Annotated in this window: 21 protein-coding genes, 1 tRNA gene and 1 pseudogene; 9 read left to right on the plus strand and 14 right to left on the minus strand. The window is 39.5% G+C overall.

Annotation, left to right across the window (positions count from 1 at the left end; genetic code table 11):
- Nucleotides 1-65 precede the first annotated feature (65 nt).
- The 8 genes from AC0NJP_RS11230 to AC0NJP_RS11265 form a co-directional block, all read right to left on the minus strand.
- Complete coding sequence (locus AC0NJP_RS11230) at nucleotides 66-437, minus strand: hypothetical protein (protein WP_474699828.1); 372 nt, start codon at nucleotides 435-437, stop codon at nucleotides 66-68.
- Nucleotides 438-620: 183 nt separating this feature from the next.
- Nucleotides 621-2657, minus strand: coding sequence for a PAS domain-containing sensor histidine kinase (locus AC0NJP_RS11235; protein WP_474039948.1), 2037 nt, complete (start codon nucleotides 2655-2657; stop codon nucleotides 621-623).
- Between the two features lie 120 nt (nucleotides 2658-2777).
- The gene (locus tag AC0NJP_RS11240; RefSeq protein ID WP_474039949.1) at nucleotides 2778-3437 is read right to left on the minus strand and encodes a hypothetical protein; all 660 of its coding nucleotides are present in this window, start codon (nucleotides 3435-3437) and stop codon (nucleotides 2778-2780) included.
- Between the two features lie 13 nt (nucleotides 3438-3450).
- Nucleotides 3451-4608: a CCA tRNA nucleotidyltransferase gene (locus tag AC0NJP_RS11245; RefSeq protein WP_474039950.1), complete on the minus strand. Its 1158-nt coding sequence runs from the start codon at nucleotides 4606-4608 to the stop codon at nucleotides 3451-3453.
- Between the two features lie 61 nt (nucleotides 4609-4669).
- On the minus strand, nucleotides 4670-6124 hold the full coding sequence (locus AC0NJP_RS11250) for a DEAD/DEAH box helicase (protein WP_474699829.1): 1455 nt from the start codon (nucleotides 6122-6124) through the stop codon (nucleotides 4670-4672).
- Between the two features lie 25 nt (nucleotides 6125-6149).
- Complete coding sequence (locus tag AC0NJP_RS11255) at nucleotides 6150-7823, minus strand: sensor histidine kinase (RefSeq protein WP_474039952.1); 1674 nt, start codon at nucleotides 7821-7823, stop codon at nucleotides 6150-6152.
- A gap of 279 nt (nucleotides 7824-8102) precedes the next feature.
- Nucleotides 8103-9971 carry a heavy metal translocating P-type ATPase gene (locus tag AC0NJP_RS11260; RefSeq protein WP_474699830.1) on the minus strand — a complete coding sequence of 623 codons (1869 nt, stop codon included), beginning with the start codon at nucleotides 9969-9971 and terminating at the stop codon, nucleotides 8103-8105.
- Between the two features lie 13 nt (nucleotides 9972-9984).
- A complete protein-coding gene (locus tag AC0NJP_RS11265) occupies nucleotides 9985-10206 on the minus strand; it encodes a cation transporter (protein WP_474039954.1) in 222 nt (73 codons plus the stop codon).
- A gap of 192 nt (nucleotides 10207-10398) precedes the next feature.
- On the opposite strand from AC0NJP_RS11265, the gene AC0NJP_RS11270 reads away from it, so the two are divergent.
- Nucleotides 10399-10770, plus strand: a complete 372-nt coding sequence (locus AC0NJP_RS11270) for an ArsR/SmtB family transcription factor (protein WP_474039955.1) — start codon at nucleotides 10399-10401, stop codon at nucleotides 10768-10770.
- 134 nt (nucleotides 10771-10904) lie between these two features.
- Here AC0NJP_RS11270 and AC0NJP_RS11275 read toward each other — a convergent pair whose 3' ends face one another.
- Nucleotides 10905-11327, minus strand: a complete 423-nt coding sequence (locus AC0NJP_RS11275; protein ID WP_474699831.1) for a hypothetical protein — start codon at nucleotides 11325-11327, stop codon at nucleotides 10905-10907.
- 332 nt (nucleotides 11328-11659) lie between these two features.
- Here AC0NJP_RS11275 and AC0NJP_RS11280 point away from each other — a divergent pair, with 332 nt between their 5' ends.
- Together AC0NJP_RS11280 and AC0NJP_RS11285 are read left to right on the plus strand one after the other, a co-directional pair.
- Nucleotides 11660-12247 (plus strand): Crp/Fnr family transcriptional regulator, encoded by a 588-nt coding sequence (locus AC0NJP_RS11280; protein ID WP_474699832.1) that lies wholly within the window; start codon nucleotides 11660-11662, stop codon nucleotides 12245-12247.
- Nucleotides 12248-12317: 70 nt separating this feature from the next.
- Nucleotides 12318-12695 (plus strand): carboxymuconolactone decarboxylase family protein, encoded by a 378-nt coding sequence (locus AC0NJP_RS11285; protein WP_474699833.1) that lies wholly within the window; start codon nucleotides 12318-12320, stop codon nucleotides 12693-12695.
- A gap of 4 nt (nucleotides 12696-12699) precedes the next feature.
- Here the strand turns inward: AC0NJP_RS11285 and AC0NJP_RS11290 are convergent, their stop codons facing one another.
- A complete protein-coding gene (locus AC0NJP_RS11290) occupies nucleotides 12700-13215 on the minus strand; it encodes an N-acetyltransferase family protein (RefSeq protein ID WP_474699834.1) in 516 nt (171 codons plus the stop codon).
- A gap of 601 nt (nucleotides 13216-13816) precedes the next feature.
- Between AC0NJP_RS11290 and dmpI the strand changes: the two genes are divergently transcribed.
- The 6 genes and pseudogenes from dmpI to AC0NJP_RS11320 all read left to right on the plus strand — a co-directional run bounded on the left by dmpI (nucleotide 13817) and on the right by AC0NJP_RS11320 (nucleotide 15350).
- Nucleotides 13817-14017 (plus strand): 4-oxalocrotonate tautomerase DmpI, encoded by a 201-nt coding sequence (gene dmpI, locus AC0NJP_RS11295; protein WP_474039960.1) that lies wholly within the window; start codon nucleotides 13817-13819, stop codon nucleotides 14015-14017.
- A 95-nt stretch (nucleotides 14018-14112) separates the two neighbouring features.
- Entirely contained in the window at nucleotides 14113-14466 is a 354-nt protein-coding gene (locus AC0NJP_RS11300; RefSeq protein ID WP_474039961.1) for a winged helix-turn-helix transcriptional regulator, read from the plus strand.
- Between the two features lie 59 nt (nucleotides 14467-14525).
- Nucleotides 14526-14612, plus strand: a complete 87-nt coding sequence (locus tag AC0NJP_RS11305) for a 4Fe-4S binding protein (RefSeq protein ID WP_474699848.1) — start codon at nucleotides 14526-14528, stop codon at nucleotides 14610-14612.
- A complete protein-coding gene (locus AC0NJP_RS11310) occupies nucleotides 14581-14796 on the plus strand; it encodes a hypothetical protein (protein ID WP_474039962.1) in 216 nt (71 codons plus the stop codon). Before AC0NJP_RS11305 ends, AC0NJP_RS11310 begins: the two co-directional genes overlap by 32 nt.
- Nucleotides 14797-14847: 51 nt before the next feature.
- Nucleotides 14848-15015: pseudogene (locus AC0NJP_RS11315) on the plus strand (nitroreductase family protein); the annotation flags it as partial.
- Between the two features lie 74 nt (nucleotides 15016-15089).
- The gene (locus AC0NJP_RS11320) at nucleotides 15090-15350 is read left to right on the plus strand and encodes a nitroreductase family protein (protein WP_474699849.1); all 261 of its coding nucleotides are present in this window, start codon (nucleotides 15090-15092) and stop codon (nucleotides 15348-15350) included.
- A 250-nt stretch (nucleotides 15351-15600) separates the two neighbouring features.
- Here AC0NJP_RS11320 and AC0NJP_RS11325 read toward each other — a convergent pair whose 3' ends face one another.
- The 4 genes from AC0NJP_RS11325 to AC0NJP_RS11340 form a co-directional block, all read right to left on the minus strand.
- Nucleotides 15601-20952: an AAA domain-containing protein gene (locus AC0NJP_RS11325; RefSeq protein WP_474699835.1), complete on the minus strand. Its 5352-nt coding sequence runs from the start codon at nucleotides 20950-20952 to the stop codon at nucleotides 15601-15603.
- Between the two features lie 347 nt (nucleotides 20953-21299).
- A tRNA-Arg gene (locus AC0NJP_RS11330) sits at nucleotides 21300-21374 on the minus strand.
- A 118-nt stretch (nucleotides 21375-21492) separates the two neighbouring features.
- Entirely contained in the window at nucleotides 21493-21882 is a 390-nt protein-coding gene (locus AC0NJP_RS11335) for a double zinc ribbon domain-containing protein (protein ID WP_474699836.1), read from the minus strand.
- A 77-nt stretch (nucleotides 21883-21959) separates the two neighbouring features.
- Complete coding sequence (locus AC0NJP_RS11340) at nucleotides 21960-23312, minus strand: MFS transporter (RefSeq protein ID WP_474699837.1); 1353 nt, start codon at nucleotides 23310-23312, stop codon at nucleotides 21960-21962.
- Nucleotides 23313-23341 lie beyond the last annotated feature (29 nt).

Consider the following 23341-nt stretch of genomic DNA (forward strand, 5'->3'; position numbering starts at 1 on the left):
ATATTAACTACTCACTGAAAAACATACCCGAAGTTAATCGAAATAAAGATTTACTCCATTTAGTTTCAGCCTTTATTTGCTGTGTGAAAACAAGTGCAAATCTGATGTCTTAATAATGGATAGATATACTCATAAATTCCTTTTTGCATCAAGTATGAGAATATAGCATAACGAAAACACTCTTCTTTTTTTACACATTCGTGATTATCACAAATAATAGCACATGAGGTATTTATAGATTCAAGAGAAAGTGCAGCTTTCTCAATCATTTTTTCTATTTTATCTAAATGAATATTCACTCGCCCATCCGGTTCCAATAACTCTTCAAAAGCCAAGTCAACATAAGAACTATTAGGATCCTCCTTAAAATCATCGCACGTGGATTCAAACTTTTTCTTTGCTATTTGCCCAAAGTCTACAAATGTGTTTTCTCTCATATACCTTCCTTTAACCAAAAACCATGATGGCAGTTACAATAAATTATCATTGCAAGAGCCATCATGGTTAATTTATTTCGTTTAAATTTATTTAGCTTATCACTTAAAGATATCTTAAAACCAATACTATAAAATGTCAATAAAATCAAAACAATTCGTCATTAGTAAAAACATCCAGTCTTTCTATACGCTTTTCTGCAAACCTTCCTTTAAGGGCAATTTAATGATAAAGGTTGTTCCTACGCCTTCCTGACTTTCCACATTCAGCGTTCCTTCATGTTTATTCACAATAATATCATAGGAAATACTAAGACCTAAACCCGTTCCCTTACCGAGTGGTTTCGTCGTGAAAAAAGCGTTAAAAATTTTCTCTTTCACGTCTTTACTCATACCAATTCCACTATCTTTAATAATACAATAAGCGAAGCTTTCGTCATGATGTGTCGCGATTTTGATTTTTCCCATCCCCTCGTTCTGCTTTGCTGCAATGGCATGAGCGGCATTTACAATAATATTCAGTAAAACTTGATTGATTTGCCCTGAGGATGCAGAAAATGCAGGAATTTCTCGTAAATCAGTCTCTACTTCAGCAACATATTTCACTTCATTCTTCGCGATGATCAGAGTATTTTTGATGCCTTCGTTTAAATCATAAGCGTCAAATTCATTCTGCCTGTCACTGCGTACAAACAACTTCAACGCCTTAGCAATGTCTTGAATTCTCTGCAGTCCTTCTTCACACTCTTTAAATAGAGTCGGAATATCTTCCAAGACAAAGTCTACTTTCTTTCGCTTTTCCAACTGATTTATTTGGGTGATAAAGTCGGATACCCCGGGGTAATTTTCCATCCCCTGCATTAATTTTAATTCTTTATACTTATACATAACTTCTGTAATCCCAGAAAAATACTTCTGCAATGTATCAAAATTGCTAGAAACAAACCCAACGGGATTATTAATTTCATGACCAACGCCAGCAGCCAACTGGCCAATACTTGCTAACTTTTCCTGTTGAACCATTTGCAGATGTGTACTTTCTAACGCTTTGTAAGCCGCCGCTAATTCTTCATTATGTCTATATAAGGAATCTTCCATAACTTTATATTCCGTTAAATCAAGCTCCATACTTAAATAGTAACCAATTTCACCATCAGCGTTTTTCACCGGTGATATGGATACTAAGACCCAATATAAATCTCCGTTTTTTCTTTTATTGCAGATTTCTCCTTGCCACTGATGCCCGTTAGTTACAGTTTCTTTAATTTCTTCATAGAAACTTTCAGGGTGCGCTTCTGATCTAAAAAAACTAATATTTTGTCCTACAATTTCCGCTTTAGAGTAACCAGATATTCTGCTGTACTCTGCATTTACATAAATAATCGTTTCTGCTTTATCGATAATAATAATGGACCCAGGACTTTCTTCTACGGCCTGTGACAATTTAAGAATTTCTTCTTGAGCTAACTTCTGTTCCGTAATATCACGAATCATAATAAGCGCCTGTTCTCCGGAAATAACCACCGCACGTGCATCGCGATATTTGATACCATCTTCATATTTAATTTGATATTCAAAAGGCCGGACTTTCTTTTGCTGAAAGGAAAGTTCAACATTTTCTTTAAAAACACTGGCTACTGGCGCCGGCAAAACATCTCCTATCCGCTTGCCAAGAATGGTTTTATCGCCAATATGGCTAAACTCTGAAGCTTGTTTAAACTCAACTATAGTGAGTTCAGGCGTTACTACCAACATAATGTCTGGTATCGTTTGAACAAGCACTTTATTTTTTTCTTCGCTAATTTTTAAAGCTTCTTCTGCTTCTTTTTTCTCAGTCACATCAATCACAGCGCCAACTAATCCCTGCACTACACCAAACATATCTCGATATAGCATTTTATGAAACACAACATGCCGAACCTTTCCAGCAACAATGAAAGAATTCTCATAGACTTGCACTTCTTCTTTTTCAAAGAGTTCTTCGTCTTTAAATTGATATAAATCAGCATATTCCTTGGGAACTAGATCGTAGGCCGATTTTCCAATAATAGCTTCTTTACTTAAACCCATAAATTTTTCATATGCTTTATTACAGCCCAGATAAGTTCCACTATAATCTTTTACAAAAATCGGTATAGGAACTAAATCAAACATGATCCAAAAATCTAAATCTTTACAAGCAATCAATTCATTGATTTTTATGGACCTCAGATCTAATTCCACTGCCGCTCACTCCTCATGATTTGAATTCATTGTATAAATTCTACTCTTGCTTATCTAAGTCCTATAAAACATAAAAAAAAAGAACCATGTATCACTCATGGTTCTCCACTTTTTGGGAATTTATCTTATGGTAGAAAATAAAAGTTTCATTACATGGACTGACTTTTTCCCGCCAAGATTGATTCCATTGGCGCAAGCTACGCAGTAACAGGCCACCTTCTCTGTCGTAATAGCGTTAAAGTGGCTTTTCATACTCGCAATCTTTGCTTCATCAGTGTACGGTTGAAAGAGTTTTGGGGGAAGATTCTCACCAAACCGCTTAGGAGCAAACTCGTTATAGTAAGTAGGCGGTATCTGCAAAATACTAGTGCCACAAAAACGAGTTTCATCATAGTTTTCTGGAAGTTCCACGATCTGAATATTCATTTTACCCATAAGCTCACGAACAGCCTCTTGCTCGGACCGTTTGTCATAAGCACGCCAACAATCTTGTAGCGTTATCGCTTCGCCATGATAGTTAGGAAAAGAGAATTGTGCATCTTGTGCAATCAGTTCCCAAATTGAAACCACTTTACGTGCTTTGGAAGATTCATCACAAAAGGCAGAACAAGTATTACATATACATACTGCAGTATCTTCTTTTGTTAATAATTGCAGATTGCCTCGACAGCACCCAGTTATGGCCATATCATAGCGATTACGAATATATTCCGCTACCTGTTTTGCAGTTTCCGGATATCCGGCAGTAAATTTACAGCTAGGAAAATAGACTAGAGCCATATATCGCATCTCCTTAAAGTGTACATGAATCACCTGAATGTAATTGTTTAGCGATTACCGCCACATACTGCTCTCGCCACCATGCACCAATTTCTTTCCCTTGTAAAGTCGCAGGAGCAACTACACCTTTAGGTAAGACCATTACAGATTTTAGTGGTTCTAATTGAGGAATCTGTAACTTTGCTGATCTAGTAATAAGATCAAACTCTTCGATGGTAAGAGAACCACGCCTTAATTTATTAATGGTATCTACGATCTTCTCTGGCGTGGGATGTTTTAAAATGCCAATCATCTGGCTGACCGTAACGGCCGCCTCCAGCCAGCCGCCAGGCAGTGTCATTCTATCATTCCATACTTCTAAACGCTCTTTATCTAGCACTAAGCCTAGCGTTGCAAACCTCACCTTTGAATTTTGTGTAGCTTTTGCTACAGAATCTAGCATAGCCATTATTTTTTCAAATTCGCCAGAAGACAAAGCTGCGACCTCATTAAATATGCTCTGCAATAAATCAGTTTTTGCCAGAACCCGAAAAAATTGACCTGGCTCCGGCGCTTCCGCCAAAACGACTTTCAATTCATGAACCACCCGCTCTACAGGCTCATGAGCAAGCTCTGCTTGCGCCGCTCTGGCAAACAAAAGTGTATCACCGTCGATGGCGAAACCCAAACGGGCAGATTGTGCGGCCAATCGCAAAGCGCGCATTGGATCATCAGAAAAATGCTGTCCTGTCGCTCTAAGAACCTTGGCGTCTATGTCCTTTCTCCCCTGGAAAGGATCGATAATTTCTCCTGTTAAAATATCCAAGGCCATAGAATTTACCGTAGTATCACGTCTAAAGAGATCTTCTTCAATCGTAATCTTGGGCTTCGCTGATATTTTAAAACCTTTGTAGCCGCTGCCTACTTTCTGCTCGGTGCGTGCAAAAGCAACTTCACGTTTTACACCGCCGATCACTAAGTGAAACACGGGAAAAGCCTTGCCAATATCTTCCGCTTCGGGAAACAACATTTGAAAGTTCTTCCTCACCATGCCAACAACACTATAGTCAATATCCTTCGACGGCCTTCCCATAAACTGATCGCGAACTGAACCACCCACTCTAAAAACACGTCCACCATTTTTTGCAACAATCTCGGCAAACTCTCTTTCTGTTAACCCATTGGCGCTCATACTTTACGTTTCCTCTCTACATTTCATCTCTTCCGACTTTACACACTCTTTTTAAAAACCATTACCACTTTGAAAATCCAACTTCCTTGATCTTATGTAACTTGCCTTTTATCTTGGTTACCAAAAGCGCCTTCAAGACAAGCTCCCCCTTATCCCCAAGAATCTCTACATAAGAACAAGTATCTTGAATATCGATAATACCAATATCGCTTCCGCTAATACCATCAATGGCGGTAATGGCTCCCAATATATCGCCTGGCCTTAGCTTCGTCTTCTTGCCTGCATTGATGCGAATTCTAGTAATGTGTCGATTTAGTTTTTCGCTCTTATCAATTTTTAGTACAGGTTCCCTTTTCTCACACTTATGAAAAATCACTTTTCCCTCTGCTACTTTCTCGGCTGTCGGGATTTCTTGCTGCGGAATCTTATAATGAATATACTCCTCTAGTTCGTGTAAAAGCTTATATTCATTATTAGTTACAAAAGTAATAGCCGCCCCTGTCTTGCCCGCTCGTCCTGTCCTGCCAATTCGATGAACATAGCTTTCCGTATCGAAGGGCATATCATAATTGATTACTAGCGATATATCGTCGACATGAATTCCCCTTGCTGCCACATCTGTCGCAACAAGAAATTGGAATTCTCCCCGTTTAAAATTCTGAATAGCTTTGAGCCGATCCTTTTGTTCCATTCCTCCGTGCAAGCTTTGACAAGAGTACCCCGCCTGCTTCATATGCTGAATAACAGCTTCTACTTTGTCTCTGGTATTACAGAAAAGGATGCAACTAGCAGGTCTTTCCATGTAGGTGATTTCAGAAATCAACTGTAACTTGTCCGCTTCTTCTACTTCATAATAAACTTGCCGAATATTTTCCACACTCGGACTTGTTGAAGCAACTTCTATTGTGATCGGATCTTTCATATATTGCTGGCAAATTTTCTGAATCCGATCTGACATTGTAGCAGAAAACACCAGCGTGAGCCTATTGGCAGGTAATACTTTGATAATCGCTTCCACCTGTTCGATAAACCCCATATCGAGCATTTTATCTGCTTCATCAATAATTAGATACCGTACTTCTGCCAAATTCATATGCTTTCTTTCAATATGATCTAAGGTTCTCCCTGGCGTACCGACAATAACATGGACTCTTTGCCTTAATTCTCGTCTTTGCATTTCCATAGCTTGTCTGCCAAAAACGGCAGCACATCTCACGCCTCTAAATCTCCCGATATTGGAAATCTCCTGCTTTAATTGTACCGCCAATTCTCTAGTCGGCGTAAGAACTAGTACTTGGGGATTTTTCTGCTCTATTTCAAGTTTTTCACAAACCGGAATGGCAAAAGCCGCTGTCTTACCACTCCCCGTTTGGGATCTCACGATGATATCTTGTTGCGCTAAAACTAAAGGTATTACCTTTTCCTGAACCATAGTAAGGGTCTGATACCCCAACATATTTAAAGCCTTTGCTATTTCTTTACTAAAAACACAACTTGCCATATATTGATCATCCATTACACTATAAACCTCATTTTCCGAATTATCCCTTCGCCTTAAATATAATTTGAACTTTGGTGCCTTGCGATAAAACACTGTCGATGGTAAGCTGTCCGCCTACCTCTTCCGCCCGTTCCTTCATAATATGCAAGCCCCGATGAACAATCGAACAGTTCGCCACAGGTTCAAACCCACAGCCATTATCACTAATAATTACGACAAAATTCCCCGCCTCAATCTGCATACATATTTGTACCTGACTCGCTTTGGCGTGTTTGCGGATATTAGTCAAAGCCTCTTGAATAATCCGCATCAACTGGACTTCTACATTCTTACTAATAAAATTAGACAGCGGCTTGTCCGGTAAATTGAGAACAAGGGTAATACCATAGGCCTGTTCGTACCAATGAAAATACTTTTGCAGCGTTGCCATAAAATCATTGTTCTCTGCTTTACCACTGTTTAGACTGACTATAGATTCCCGTACATCATCATGCGCAACATGGAGTGTTTCTTTAAGCTTCTCAACTAGTTTTTTCGCATTTTCAATCTGCCTATTTTCCATGAATAAACTAAGAGATTCCAGCTCAAGTAACAAATAACTCCATATCTGCCCTGATCCATCGTGAAATTCCCGTCCGAGTCGATTGCGTTCCGCCACAATAGCGAATGCTTTTTGCTGCTCAATCAGTTGAGCCTGATCCTGTTTCTGTCTGGTAATATCCTTCACTAAAATAATACGGCCAAAGGACTTCTTCCCCAAAGTTTGTAAAGGAATTTTCGTTAATTGATAAAAGGAACACTTCTGCGACTGCTGTCGTTGCGCTTCCAACATGTATATACCGGCTTTGCTGTCAACCTCGGCCAAAGGCGGCCAAGTAACGGCAAGTTCTTTAAAATCCGTACCGATCGTTATTTGAAGATCACGCAGCATCTGCTTGGCACTCGCATTAATATCGACAATATAATCCTCTTTATCAACAAAGAAAATTCCCTCCACAACATGTTCCATCGCAACAGCTTGCGCCATAGGCAAACTATTATACAAGTGTAGGCGATAATAAATCCAAGTTACTACAGCACCATTAAGTAAAAAACCAAGAGGCAGAATAATATCTGCTTTCACCTCAAGGCGCCATAAAATAAAGCTGCACCAAGAAAATACTACCGCAAGAGAATACCATAAAGCCTGCCGTCGCCGTAAGCCAACGGAAGTAGCTATCCAACGCACCGAAAGGATCGTGGCAAAAATCCCCAGCATGAAAGCATATCCCATCAAAACCATATGTCCTACGCCCCAACCAAGTACAACTGCCTGCCCTTCCAGCCAAGCTTTTTGCCAAATCAGCTCCTGCCAATTTGATAGTAGCAACAGCACAATGCAAAGAAAACTGCCGCCACAAAACTTGGTAACAGTATCTACCTCTTTCTTCTGATTACTGATCTGCCAGACAAAGATAGGCCAACAACAAGCTAACAAAACACCTGCCAGTTTCAAAGTAATAACCCAAAACAGCTTATCTTCAAGATTCGCACTAGTACTATAAAATATGATTCCCAAGAGCCAAACAACTTTGCATCCCTGTGAAATAGACGCCATCATGGCCCCCGGAAGTTTGCGAAATTGCCAAGTATACACTGCCATAGCTTCTAGTAGCACAATAACGAGTAAATAGAATTTTATATTTTCAATAGGATAATAGGTTTGAATTAACACAACAAGACTTTTCCTTCCTCCACCTAAATAAAAGCACGCAATACTTCGGCTGAGTGGTAAATTCATCTAGCTGTTCTACTTATTTCTAAGAAATAAGAAAAAAACCTGCTTAAGTAATACAAGGCCGTCATATTTTCGGTAAGTAGAGACATATTAATCGTATCATATTCGCTGATAATCTGGGATCCTCTGAAACACCTTAATACGCTTCTATAATGAGCAAATAAATTGCGCCCAAAAGCACCATGCGGCTTCGCATGGTGCTTAACTTTTCATGTTTTATATAGCATGATTTTGTGATAAACTCCTGATATTTAGTACCCGAATGGCATTAAGAATGGCAATAACCGAAACTCCCACATCGGCAAAAACGGCAGTCCACATACTGGCTAAGCCTATGGCTCCCAGTACTAGAACAATCCCTTTCACACTAAGGGCGAAAACAATATTTTGCTTCACGATAGACAGAGTTTTCTTTGATACTTTTATGGCTGTGGCAATTTTTGAAGGTTCATCGGTCATAATGACTACATCAGCAGCCTCAATCGCTGCATCAGACCCCACTCCCCCCATGGCAATACCAATATCGGCTCTGGCTAGAACCGGAGCATCATTTACCCCATCCCCCACAAAAACCAACTTTCCCTTTTCTGATTTCTGTGCAAATACTTCCTCTAATTTTGTTACCTTATCAACTGGTAACAGCTCTGTGTAGACCTTATCAAGTCCTAGTTTTTTCGCAACATGCTCGCCAATTGATTTTGAGTCGCCTGTCAACATCACGGTTTGCTTAACCTTGGCAGCTTTTAAAGCTTGAATCGCTTCTGCTGCATCATTTTTAATTTCATCGGCAATTACGATATAACCCATATATTTCCCATCAACGGCAACGTGAACGACTGTGCCGATCATTTCTCCTTGGAAATAGTTAATCTGCATTTTTTTCATCAGCTTATCATTACCAGCTAAAACTTCTTGGCCTCGTACGCGGGCTTGAACTCCCTGGCCTGGAATCTCTTTAACATCAGCGATTACAGAATGATCAATTGCTTTACCATAAGCTCGCTTCAGCGAAAGAGAGATCGGATGGTTAGAGTAATTTTCCGCATAGGCGGTTACTTCCAACAGCTCTTCTCGACTCATTACTTTCGATTGAACTTCCTGAACATTAAAGACACCTTTTGTTAAGGTTCCTGTTTTATCAAAAACAACAATCTCTGTCTGCGCCAAAGCTTCTAGATAATTGCTTCCTTTTACCAGAATACCTAGCTTAGATGCTCCGCCAATCCCCCCAAAGAAACTAAGTGGAATAGAAATGACTAAAGCGCAGGGGCAAGAAATAACTAGAAAAGTAAGCGCTCGGACAAACCATTTTGTAAACGCCTCATCACTGTAAAGCAACGGAGGAATAAGAGCCAACAAAATTGCTAAAACAACTACGCTAGGCGTATAATACCTTGCAAATTTTGTAATAAAATTCTCTGAATTTGATTTCTTACTGCTAGCATTTTCCACCAAATCGAGAATCTTGTTAACGGTAGAATCACCAAATTCTTTCGTAACCCGTGCCGTAAGCACCCCATTAACATTAATACAGCCACTCAGCAGCTCAGAGCCCACAGTAACTTCTCTGGGAATCGATTCGCCGGTTAGGGAAGACGTATCAACCATTGAGTTTCCTTCAACTACTATCGAATCCAGCGGTATTTTCTCGCCTGGCTTGATTATGATGGCATCACCAACTAGCACTTCATCAGGATCAACTCTGACAATTTCCTCGCCACGACGCAGGTTTGCATAGTCTGGACGAATATCCATCAGGCCAGCTATCGACTTTCTTGATTGATTGACTGCATAGCTCTGGAACAACTCGCCCACCTGATAAAACAGCATAACTCCTACAGCTTCCTCAAAATCGCCGATGGCAAAAGCGCCTACAGTGGCAATAAACATTAAAAAGTTTTCATCAAAAATATCCCCGCGCTTTATATTTTTTAAGGCCTTTAAAACTACATCGCCGCCAATAATGAGATATGCCAGCAGAAAGATAGCAAGATTAAGTGCTATATTGTCCCACTCACCAAAGAAAGAAACAGCATAGACCACGGCACCGCCAAGCACTCTAACAAGCCGCTTTTTGTTGTTCATCGCCTTCACCTCACTAAGCCTTTTCGACTTTAACATCTGGTTCAATATTATGAATAACTCTTTTTGCTGCTTCAACTACATAGTCCATATTTTCCCGTTCAGATTCTATATTCATTTTCATTGTCATAAAGTTTACTGAAACAGATGTTACATCTGATAAATTACTAATAGCATTTTCAATTTTGGCAGCGCAATTGGCACAATCAAGACCGATTAGTTTAAATGTTTTTTTCATGATTAAATCCCCCTATTCAGTTGAATGTTCGTTCAACCTTTTATTTTTTATAACAGTTGAATAAACATTCAACTGTTATTCTTAGTATAGTTGAACAAATACTCAACCGTCAAGTATTTCTTGTATTTTGACAAAACTTTTTTAGACAACTATAATACAAATAAAATAATGCCTAAAAGAAGGTGATGTTATATGGAACACAAAGATACCGACTGTGAAATTATCCATGTTGAAGTGGTTGATCGGGTCCGCGCCAAAATGCCTAATGAGCCAATATTAAACGAAGTATCTACCTTATTTAAAATTATGGGTGACAAAACAAGAAGCCATATCCTTTGGGCATTAGATCAAAATGAAATGTGTGTTTGCGATTTAGCAGCATTACTCAACATGACAAAATCAGCAATTTCTCATCAACTCAGACTTCTCCGCGAAGCAAAATTAGTTCGCTCTCACCGTGAAGGGAAAAACGTATTTTATATGCTAGATGATAATCACGTCAGAGATATTTTTGAAAAAGCATTTGAACATATTATTGAAAAGAACAATAATCATACTTGTTAGGCTTATCGTATTTAAACCGCACTTACTCTCCGCAGAAATGAAACTCAACCAATAAAAGCTGCACCGACTTGCGTTGGTGCAGCTTTCAGACTGTAGACCAAAAGACTAATCACTTCTCAGCTATGATAAAATTATTATGCTTTTGACAATACCCCACTACGCACTAGATCAACGCGCTCAGAATCAAACACCGTTTCCACGTAACGACACATCATCAGCACCCGATTGGCATCCTGTTCTTCTGGAATCCCGATATGAAAATTTTCCAATGAACAAATTCCATAAAGCAAATCTAGTGATCGTATTTCTTCTTCCATTTCTGGCGATATTGTCACCACTGTCTCGACCGCATCCATAAGGCACTCAAAATTGTGATTACCTGGAGCGACACCGTATAGTTCGCATAAAGCAATCAGATAGTTTTCGAGCGCCATCGAGGCAATATTGAAGACCACACTGGCTGAGCTTTTTTTCTCTAAAAACTGGTTTGCCCGATAATGATACATTTTCGCACTATGATACTTATCCTCAAAGGATTCCATGTCAATAATCATCATATTCCTCCTCATTTTGAACACGTTTTCATCAGTTCTAATAAACGAACGAAAACGTGTTCTCTTAATCATGAAGCTACGCCAAACTTAAATTAAGCAATTGACCAATACGGTACCATTCATTTAGGAGTCTATCCATAAAACACATAGGGGTATCAATGAACCGTAGCCGGGTTCATTGATACCCCTATGTATCTAGTAATAAAATGTTATAATGTTATTAACAACTTTACACCAAACCCAAACAACTGTCAATAGAGTCTAGTAAAATGTAACAAAATGCAAAAATTAAGCAAATATACTGCAATCAATTTTACCGATCGGGGATGCATATTGTGAATGAAATGTACAAGGATCAACTCGCTAAGGCTTTAGTCAAATATGCTGCTGTTCCTGAAGATGAGCTATTAAAATTTTGGGCCATTGCCCAGCCAGTTGCGCTAAAAAAGAACCAATATTTTATTCGGGCGGGGGAAAAAACGCCTTGGCTTGGTTTTGTTCTTTCTGGAGTCTTTCGTTGCTATCATATTGATCAAAACGGCGCTGAGTACACGAAACATTTTTTTATGGAAAATGATTTTATGACGGCAAATAGTCGCTCGTTGATTGATAATGAATTTGTTCAAAAAGAATCGGATTACTATTTTGAGGCTTTAGAGGATGCAAATGTCTTATGTATTGAACAGCCCGAAAAGCAGCGACTAACACATGCTTGCTGGCAAACGGTGTTTAGCAAAGAAATTGAGCGAGTGCATTCCATTGAAGAACGCCGGATTCGGCAACTCATGCTAGATGATGCTGAGGCGCGCTATTATGATTTTTTACGGGACTTTCCCTGCCTTGATAAACGGATTAAACAAACATATATTGCATCCTATGTAGGAATTTCACCAGTTTCACTTAGTAGAATTAAGAATCGTTAACCTATGTTAATGCAAGTAACAGCACTTTTTTGTATAGTGTAAATAAAATTATACAAAAGAGGTGCTGGAAATGAATCCACGTTATGAGCAGGGTTTGAAAAAGTTTAAAAGTATTTTTGGTGAAGATCAGGCCAATGCATCACTTAAAGAAATTGAGGCTATTGCGCCCGATTTTGGTAGACACATTGTAGAATTTGCCTTTGGGGATATTTTTCAAAGAGGAGTTCTCAGCTTAAAACAAAGAGAAATGATATTAATTACGGCTTTGACAACACTTGGTACTGAAGATTGGCTCGGGGCTCATATCAGAGCAGGGCTAGATGCTGGAATTACGCCAGCAGAGATAGTAGAAACGATTGTTCATACCTCTTTGCCAGCAGGCCTGCCGCGTGTATTAAACGCCCTGAAGGTTGCCAAACTAGTATTCGCTGAGCGAGGGATTCAGTAGTATTTTATTTACAGTCAAATATTTTTAAGTCATTCCATAGTAATACTGCTGAATTAGACGGTGTTCCTTCAAAATCGTCTATAAAATCTTTGTAATGCTTTGCTCCTAAATGAGTATATATCCCTTCAGCCCGGTCATTTCCTTTTACAATGCAAATAGACATTTTTTCATATCCGCTATTATAGGCATATTCACCCGTTGCAAAAATCATTTTTTTCCCGATTCCATGACCTTGTACTGTTTGTAAAATATGTAATGAATCAAGTAGTAAACATTTATTTATATCGTCATATGGCTTATATGCTGAAAAACCAATAATCTTATTATTTTCTTCTATTGCCACAAAAACGCCTTGGTGCTCTGCATGAATATACGAAGACCACTTTTCTTCTGAATGCTCATAAGTCAGGCTTTCCAAAAAAGCCTCTGGTAAAATTCCTTGATATGTAGTCTTCCAATTATCTGTATATATTTTAGCAATTTCTTGTATATCCTGATCCCTTATCGGTCTAATAAACATATTCATTCCTCCCACATTGAAAATTATATCACAACCTATAGTCTAAATCCGTAAACCTTCCTCTCTCGCATCGGACCTTCGTCTGATATAAACTTTATCAACTTTTATAAAAAGTACAATAGAAATACAGTAAATTTATCGATTATACAGAAAAAGAGAAACAGGCATAAATATAGGGCTTAGCGACTTGGCTAAGCCCTATATTCTGCTGCAAAAAATAATCAGTGATATAAAAAAGTGCTGCACTTTGCGATTTTAGAAAATACGGCCTCGTCCGCTTTGTCCTGTCTGTCCTCTAAAATAAAATCTATATCTAAGCCTTGATATACCTAGTTGTTTTTAAAAATACAGAGGACAGAGGACGAAAAACCAACTATTTTAGCATTAATTTTATTTTACTAATTTATTTATAGTGTGCCGTTTTTTGCTTCACATGTTTATTTAAAATGATGCATTTTCCAACTAACTAATCGCTTTATTAAAAGTTTAACCCATTCTACTTCTAATAAATATCAAAATAAGTATTGCTACATTAAAAGTAGCATACTACAATATCAGTAGCAGAAATGCTAAAATATACATTTTAAAAAGAGGTGCTATTATGCCAGTAATTACGATGAAAATGAAAAAAACTCAACCAGAAAAGAAAAAAGCGTTGATTGAAAAATTAACTGCTGCAGCAGTTGAAGTTACCAATTCCCCTGCAAGCGCTTTCACTGTCTTTATTGAAGAGTATGAGCCAGATAGTATCGGTATCGGCGGACAAACCTTGCTTGAAAAAGCATCAAAAAATAATATGTAAAATGCCCAAGCCCCTCACGCATTCGACAAGAGAGAGGGGCTTTTCACAATATTGACAACTTATTTTAAGAGACATTCATAGAAGGAGGCATTAACATGTCAGTTCCACATCCTGGTAAACCAGTTAGAGGTTCTAAATCAGGGGTGCCTATCATGGCTCTTTTCGATCTTTTAGGTAGAAATTGGGCAATGGGGATCATCTGGAATCTACAGGATGGATCTTCTACATTCAGAGAACTTCAGGAACGGTGCGAATCGATTTCTCCTACAATACTAAACAACCGTATTAAGGAACTTAGAGAAGTCGATATTATAGAACGCAACACTGATGGATACCAATTGACCCCAAGAGGAAAAGAGCTCATGGAATTGTTGCGCCCATTTGGCGCGTGGTCACGGGCTTGGTCAAAAGAAGTTTTCCAGTTTACCAAAGAACGTGATGACTCATAAAATAGTAAATTACTATTGTAAAGCTACTAATTCGAAAAAAATAGAAATGGAGTTTTATTATGAGTTTACTTACTGTAGATCGGGAAAAATGTATTAACTGCGGGGCTTGTGCCAATGTTTGCCCCAAAAATTATCGAAATGACTAGCGAAGGAATTCCCTCTGCCAGCGGAATGACCTGCATTGCCTGCGGTCATTGTGTCGCAATCTGCCCACAAGCGGCATTAGATCATACATATGCGCCACTCAATCGTCAGTCGCCATTAGATAAGACTCCTGTTTTGAACGCTGAAATAGCAGAAAAATTTCTTCGCGCCAGACGTTCTATCTGAGTATATAAAGAGGAACCTGTCCCTAAAAATAAAATTCTAAAGCTACTAGACATTGCCAGACTAGCTCCAACTGGAAATAATACTCAAAATGTTGAATATTTAGTTGTAGATAATAAAGACACTCTACAGCATATTACCAAAGCCACACTAGCCTGGATGAACGAAGCTATCATTCATAATGAACCATCTGCAGTTTATTTTACCGACTTAGTAGAACACCACCGTAAAACCGGAGAAGATGTTATCTTACGAAATGCTCCTTGCTTTATCATAGCAATGGCAAAAAAAGTTTTATGCGTGGATGTGATAATACTCATTTTTCTCTTTCATACGCTGAGTTATTTGCAACAAGTCTTTCATTGGGAACTTGTTGGGCAGGTCTCTTTGAGGCATGTGCCAGATCTGGCTATCCAGCTCTGCTTAAATTATTGAACCTTCCTGAAGATTTTATAGTCACTGGTGCAATTATGGTTGGCTATCCCAAATACAATTATAAACGACTGGTAGATCGCTCTCCATTACGAGTAACTTGGCATTCTCGTCAGATTTTATAGCAAACTGATTTCAGTTTCACTTATCTACAAACCAATTTGCACATTAATCTTGATGGTATCTGAAAAATCCCGAATCAAGGCATTATCAACCATATTTCTACACAAAGTAAGCTGCCACAAAAAAAGAGAGAGTCGGGTTTAATGACTCGCTCTTTTTTTGTGTGCTAATAGTTATTTCTTATTGCGCTCTGTCTACTCCAGCCAAGTTAATTATTATAGGTTAATAAATGCTATGTTTTTTTAGCCTTTATCACTCACTAATAGTTAACGCCTTTTCTAAAATTTCCTTAGCATTCGTTGTCATACGGACAAGATTATAGTTATTTAATACCGTTCTAAATAGCTTCTCCTTATCATGTTTTAGCTCGGATTGATTAGCTATCACCAATCTGATTAGCTCAGAAATTTCAGCTGGAGGAATTTCTTCCAAAGTTCGATCACCTCTGGTACGAACTATAACAGCTGGGCAGCTAGGAACGCGTAAAATTTTATGAATTTGATCCTGCAAATTATATTCGTTAGATTCTAATATGCGTTTTTCCCTCACGGCTTTACTAACAATTTTATTGAGTAAGGAACGAAGTTGTCTACCAGTCCGATGTATACCACACGCATTTAAATATATTTTATATAATCTATGACCGATTATCGGTCCTTCCGCTTGAATAATTTCAACTAGTATGTTTATTATTTCATCAATCTGTGCCGTTTTAGGGTCAGGAACGCTATGAGAAATCCAATTTCTGTAGGGTATTCCAAAGGTAGATGCCCCTGAAGCATTGTCCTGTAATAAATATTTATCATGAGTAATTGGCTCGCATATTAATTCTTCCGACTCTTCGCAAAGTATATTTGTGACTTTAACTGTTGACTGGTCAACTGTCCCCATGACCTCTGGTTCTTCTTCTTTCACTAGATTATCATCAAATTTACCTATTTCAATATATTGATTTGAAGTTGTTGATATATGAATATCCGCCGAACACGATTTAATTGTCGCGCAAGCTTCAGTCTCTACATTAGCGTACAAATCATCGCACAAACTATATTCTTCCTTATCCATGATTTCGAAGCAATTATTACCACCTTTTTCGATATTATCGGTATTACATTGTCCAACCGGATAAATATCTAGACTATCTAAAGTATCCCATAGTGATTTCATAGCTGCTTTAGGATTACGATAATAAGTACTTTCTCGAATACGCCAGAAAACATATCCACTTCGTTCAAGCTGGCGCTGTCTGGCCATATCTTGTTCATATTGCTCAGGGCCATGCCAATAGTCACCGTCACACTCAACTGCTAATCTTCCTCTCATTCCCTCGACTATCAAATCAATACGGTAGCCTGCAACTTCATGTTGAGGAATAACGCGATAGCTCCTTGATACTATCTCCAAAAAGACATCTAATTCAAACCAACTGTCAAAAGGAGATGGTGGGCTTACCTGACTGCGCTTTACTGAATCTGCCAACCTTCTAAGACTATTGATATCATAACCTTCAACACCAACTGGATCAATTTTAGGATTCAGACAATACTTCAGTAGCCTGCTTCGTAGGCATTGCGGACTAAGATCATCAAGAGTAGCTGAGTGAAATAGTATCATCTGTTCTTTAGCCCGACTTGCTGCAACATTAAACCTTTTTTCATCATCGGATTTAGTTAGAGTTCCTATTCGATGATCTTCCCCTGGTGCAGAAACCATACTTAGTATAATTATATCCCGTTCATCACCTTGAAAAGTATAAGCGTCACCACAAACGAGCTGCCTTTTTTCCATTTCTGCGGGGCCGATTGACTGAATTAACAAAGAATAAATGAGTTTTGCTTGTTCCTCTCCAAGTAAGCTAATTACCCCAAAAGTTTTGCCAGCATACTCTTGCTTAGAACAACACTCAACCAAAAATTCTGCTATTGCCTGAGCTTCAGGAGGATTAGTGATTTTAGGCGATCGCCCCTTCTGATAGCCTTCCGAAACATAACGCGTACCAACTGTTGGGGAAAGCCTATTTCCTCCGAATTGCTTTAAGGGAATTAACGGTGTAGAACTATAGCTTAAATTATTCGAAAATTGAATGATTTCAGGCATACAACGGAAATGTTCCCTAAGACAAATTTGTCCTTTATAGCGTATAAAAGCCTGATCAAAGAAGCTATGTTCTATGCCTAAAGCATCACTAAAAGGGATATCTGTAATGAGTCTTTGGCGCAATAGAGCAACATCTTCTTTATTCAATCCAACAAATTGCGGACTAATCTGCTTGTTGTCGCCCACCACAACGATTTTTCTTGCAATATACTGCAAGAAAATAGCTTCTGATCCAGATTGACTGGCTTCGTCGACTATTACAACGTCAAAAATATTAGGCTTCATTGCAATAGTTTCTGCTACACGGTAAATCGGCATAATCCAGGCCGGAATAGCCGAACGACATTCTTCCATGTGCTTTCTGGCTTCACGTCTATATTCATTAGCTCGCACGCTTTTGCCCTTTCCTAACCGACTCATGGCGAGCTGCCACGCCCTTAGGTGACCGTTTTCGTAATCAGTCAACTTGTTTAGGCAACTGTGCCAAGCCTTAGCTGCCGCAAGCTCGGCAATAATATTCTGATATTTTTTCCGCAACTGGCTAACTTGAAGTTCTAGCTGTTCGTGCTGCGTAGGATCTGAAACTCGTTTTAACCACCTATCCGCTCTGGCCCAGTTCCAGGCATTCGTAAAATTTATCAATTTGGTATCCCATTCGCTATTGAAAGGTTCATTCTGTAACGCCTCAGCAAAATGAGAAGCTTTTTCCTGTAAACGTGAAAGTAGCTGACGATAACGACTTACACTATTTTTTAATGATGATACCTCTTGATATTGGTAAAAAAGCAAGCCATATGCCTCACTATCACGTTCTTTCACGGTATCACGCAACTTAGCAAACATTGGGTGAATATCGGCATTATTATCAATTTGTTTTTGGAAAGCTTGCAGTATTTCCTCTATCTTTTTGCCTTTTTCATATAGCTCATCATAAGCATCAGCTGCTTCCAATATATTGGCTAACCTTTCAACCTGACTACGACTATGCCACACTGGTTGAGCCAATCCAGGAATAGATAGCACAGCTTCTCTTGAGGCTAATAATTCTTTCTCTAGGCTCAAATATCTTTCAAGTGAAGATAGTTTACTTTCGAAATCAGCCTTTCGTACTGAAAGAATTCCACTTCTAATACTATTATCGCATTTACCTTCCCAAGCCTGTTCAAGGGCAGCAAAATGATCATCCATTATCAACCAATCAATAAGCTTCTTTAGAGCACTTGGCGTAGAACAAGGCTGTCCGTCAACACGAATACCTTCAATTATATACATAGCATCCGAAACTACCTGAGGTCGAAATTTCCAAAATCCTAACTTTCCGCCATTTTCAATATGCTTTAATAACGCCATTGAATGTGCTTTCACGATATTTTTGTCGTGGCCATCAATACCACTTATGGTAAGAGAACCGACTTGACAGATAACCTCATCTATCCCTTTTAAGTGAATTGCGCTTATACGCTGCAATTCTTGAGACGGCAAAGCGCAGCTGGCTAAAACCTGTTGGACCACCTCTTTAGCCCATGGATATATCTCTTCCGACAAAGCTGCAATTTTACAACTCAGTGCCAACACTACTTTTTGAAGCTGAGCCCTCTTATCATTATCAGCTTTAGAAATTTGTTCGTACTCAACTGAATGTGTTACATCATGAAAGCTCAAAAATCGCTTCTTGGCCAGCTCCTCATTATCAAATAGCACATTAACTTCCTGTTCGGACGGCAGCATCGATATCTCAGGTATATATTGGTCTGCCTCAGTCGCCTGTTCAGTAGTAATACTTCTAACAAGTCCAAGAAGCTCGCTCATTTCTGTATCACTGAGGGGTGGTTCGCTATCAGTCTCTACTAAATCCGCTAGCCAGGAATATAAGTTATCTGTCGCTCTAATTTGTTGCGCTATTTCCTTTAGGCTGCCATTATAACAACCGAATTTTGATATATGTTTTAGAGTCTCAGATTCCCTAATCGTGCGGAGTTCAGCTAATGCTTTAGTCTCATCAAGGCGGCAAGCGTCAAGTTCCTGATACAAACGTTCAATCCTTTTTTGATTTAACGAGGGATTCCAGTTATTATGTTTTTCAGTTATTCCATTTACTGATGCTTCTAAAGCCTTAGATGATTTTATATCATCACTTAAAGCAACAACACAAAGTGGAGCAATCTCCCCTGGAATTTTATCGCGCAAAACTTTTAGCGCTCGGGATGTCTGACTAGTAATAAGTACTCTTTGCCCGCTCGCGAGTAAGTGGCATATCAAATTCGCAATAGTATGAGACTTACCCGTTCCTGGCGGTCCTTGAACTAGTACACCATGTCGATACTTCAGTTGCTTTGCAATTTCTATTTGCTCATCGTTAGCAGGCAAGGGAAAATAAACTTCATTATCTATCTTCTTGCCTATGCTCATGTCCTGTTTTAATGTATCATATTCGTCTTCGTTGCTTTTCACTTGCTCTTTATCTGGATCGTCAATGAGATTATGTATCCCGTTTGGAATATTATTGGTTGATTTAATCTGTTCAGTGATTTCTTTAAAAGCTCTTACTAAGCTGCGTTCCGTTCTGCGCCGCAAAATTATTGCTGGCGAAAAAGTTACTTTAGCAGTATCTTCTATATTTTTACTGACTAAAATATCATCGCTATACCCTAAACTATTGGGAATGGTATTAATCCATGATCTTAATATATTATCAATTGCCGACTTATTAGTAATATCATCATTAAGATCATCAATAAGCTTTTCAATAACTTGAATTTCGTTTGAATCAGGCCTTTCATCTGGTTCAAGCATATCTTGTTCTAGTGCCGTCTTAGCACCTTCAGCGCTTGCACCAATTGAAATTCGCCCTCTCTCCGGATCAAAACTGATCATAGACTGTGATGTCAAGATATGACGACGGATAATTTGTCCGTTATGAGTTTTCCACGTCAAATATCCCAAACATAAGACTACCTCGTAGCTTTCACCCATTCTTTGTTGATACTGATACATAGCATAGAGTTCACTATAGACCTTCTGAACTTGCCTTAGGACTCTGTCCTCTCTTGCCCACGGTAACCATTGATCTTTTAGATATATCTCCCATTCCTTCTGAACCTCGGGATTTTCCTCTAATAAAAGCACTACTGATTCCTTATCGGGATCTTCTTCCTTTGTCGCTTGCTCTTCTTTCTCCACTTCAACAATTCTAGTTGTTGCTAAAGCTGGACAATCCAGTGAAGAATCCAAAAGCTGTTTATTGATAACCCATGGCTGAACTTGGCGAGGAACAGGTGGAATAGGCTGCATATTAGGTTTATCGATTTCAATCCACGCCTCTTTATTTGATTCTATTTCACTTGTCCAAGCATAAAAGAAGCACCCTTTGACCTTGGGAATCTCTGAAAGCCACATCACTTGATCATAGCTATCCAATGTACGCACTGTCCTTGTACGTAATTCAGACAATTGCTGCAGAAAAGTAAATAGCCTAATTGCTCGGTCTCTTGCTAATTCTTCATTCATAAGCCCCTCCGAGTAAAACTGTATACCTTTATTAAGGTTCATTAGTTTACTGTCTTTTCCCTTCCTATGTTTATTAATAATCTGTACCATTATTAAACATAATTAGGTTCACATCATTTTGGGCACTACGCTTAATTTTAATTCGAAAAGTCGCCACTACGATCTACTATTTCAGATAAATCATCTCAGTAATTTCTCGTCTCTTACTTCCACAAAATCCAATCTCTCCACCCAAAAGCAAAGCTTTTTTTATGTATTGCCCCCCTAATTGCCCCCCTTTCCCAGTTATTTCAAAATAGGCAAAATAAAAGAACCATGCGAAACCGCATGGTTCTTGACTTTTTAGTTGGTGCGCCCGGCAGGAATCGAACCTGCGCACCCGGCTCCGGAGGCCGGTGCTCTATCCCCTGAGCTACGGGCGCACTTTGTGGCACGAATAATATTATAACAGAGATTTAAAAAGCTGTCAAACTTCCCATATCAACCAGCACAACCAGCCTGTTCACCTTCAGTTTGAAGCTGAAACCTACCTTACTCTAATTACATAGGCTGAATTGGTTTGTGGCAGTAAGGGCAGTTTTTCCAGTAACGATCGATTTCCCTACCGCAATGTTCGCAAGTAGGCCTTAAAGTATGTCCACAATTCGGGCATTTATTCCCACTCGTTTTCACGTCTTTGCCGCACATATTGCAATGAAAGTCTTCTTCCACTACAGTCGCATCCACATCAATCACATCATCAGCTGCCTTGACCGGAGCTTTTTTCTTTTTACGGCCAAAGAGAAAATACATGGGGACAAATAAATACCATGCAAAAAAAGTTCCTAATGTCCATACTAGGGAATTCCCAAAATCACTGCCGCGCGAACGCGAGTCAGACCAAATCCAATAAGCGCAAAGCAAGCCAATTAAAAAACCGATAGAAACCACGTTTTTCCCTCCCTAAAACAAAACATTATACACGGCTTTATTATACATGACAGGAAGAAACGAGGCAAATAAAAGGCTTATGCTTTCGTATCGGCAAGTTGTTCACTAAGCTGTTCCTGCTTGGTTTCCTTACCTAAAGCTAGTACAATCAGACCTGTCACAGCAAGCACAGCCATAAACATGGTAAAGATAGATCCGATGCCAAACAGCGGTAACATTGATCCCACAATAGCTGGAGCAACCATACCGCCAATCCGCCCAATGCCTGCAGCCCAGCCAACACCAAGGGCCCTGACACTCGTAGGATAGAGTTCTGGCGTATACGTATAGACAACGCCCCAAGCGCCTAAATTGAAGAACGACATGGTGCAACCCCAAGCGACCACCCAAAAAACCTCCGTGCTATGACCAAAGCCATAGGCTGCAATTCCGCTCATAAGTAAAAACGCGGCCAGTGTATTTTTCCGTCCCCACCGATCGACTAACAAGGCTGCCGCAAAATAACCAGGAAGCTGCGCTAATGTCATCAAGAGAACATACTCAAAGGTCTTCACAATGGCAAGCCCCTGTGCAGCTAAGAGAGAAGGCAGCCAGGTGAAAATTCCATAATAAGAGTAAACAATGCCAAACCATAACAGCCATAACAGTAAGGTACGACGACGTAGCCGACTGTCCCACAAGGCCGCAAAGCGCAGACCGCCGCCGGAAAAATCTCTGGCAACCTGATTTTGACTAATTAGTTCCGCTTGCGAAAGAATCGGCGGCGTAATTCCTGCTTGTCGTTCCAGCTTACTGACAATCGCGTGAGCCGCTTCATAGTTTCCTTGCTGCAGTAAAAATCGAACCGATTCCGGTACAGAGCGCCAAATACAGAAAATATAGAGAGCTGGCAAAGCCCCGACAAAAAAAGCCGCCTGCCAACCAAATTTAGGAATTAAAATATAAGCAATCAGCGCCGCTACCAGCCAGCCTGCCCCCCAAAAACTTTCTAGCAAAACAATAAACCGCCCCCGCTCTTTCGCTGGCGAATATTCGCTCATTAATGTAACAGCGACAGGCAACTGTCCGCCTAAGCCAAAGCCGACAAAGAAACGAAAAATTAATAGAGAAGTAAAATTCCAAGCAAAACCGCAAAGCCCTGTAGCAATACCGTATAAAAGCAAAGTAGCAGCAAAGGTACGTCGCCGCCCCAAACGTTCCGCAATACTTCCCGCAATTACAGCCCCAAGAGCCATGCCAATAAGCCCCACGCTGCCAATATAACCAATCTCTTGCGCTGTTAGCCCCCATTCTTTGGCCAAAGCGGGTAGTACAAAAGATACGAGTCCAGTGTCAGCGGCGTCAAACATCCACCCCAGTCCAATAACAACAAGCAAGCGATAATGAAACGAGTGAACTGGAATCGCTTCTAACCGTTCTAGAATTGTCATATTTTCCACCTCTTCTTAAGTGTCTTTAC

This window comes from Pelorhabdus sp. sgz311002, assembly GCF_056134285.1.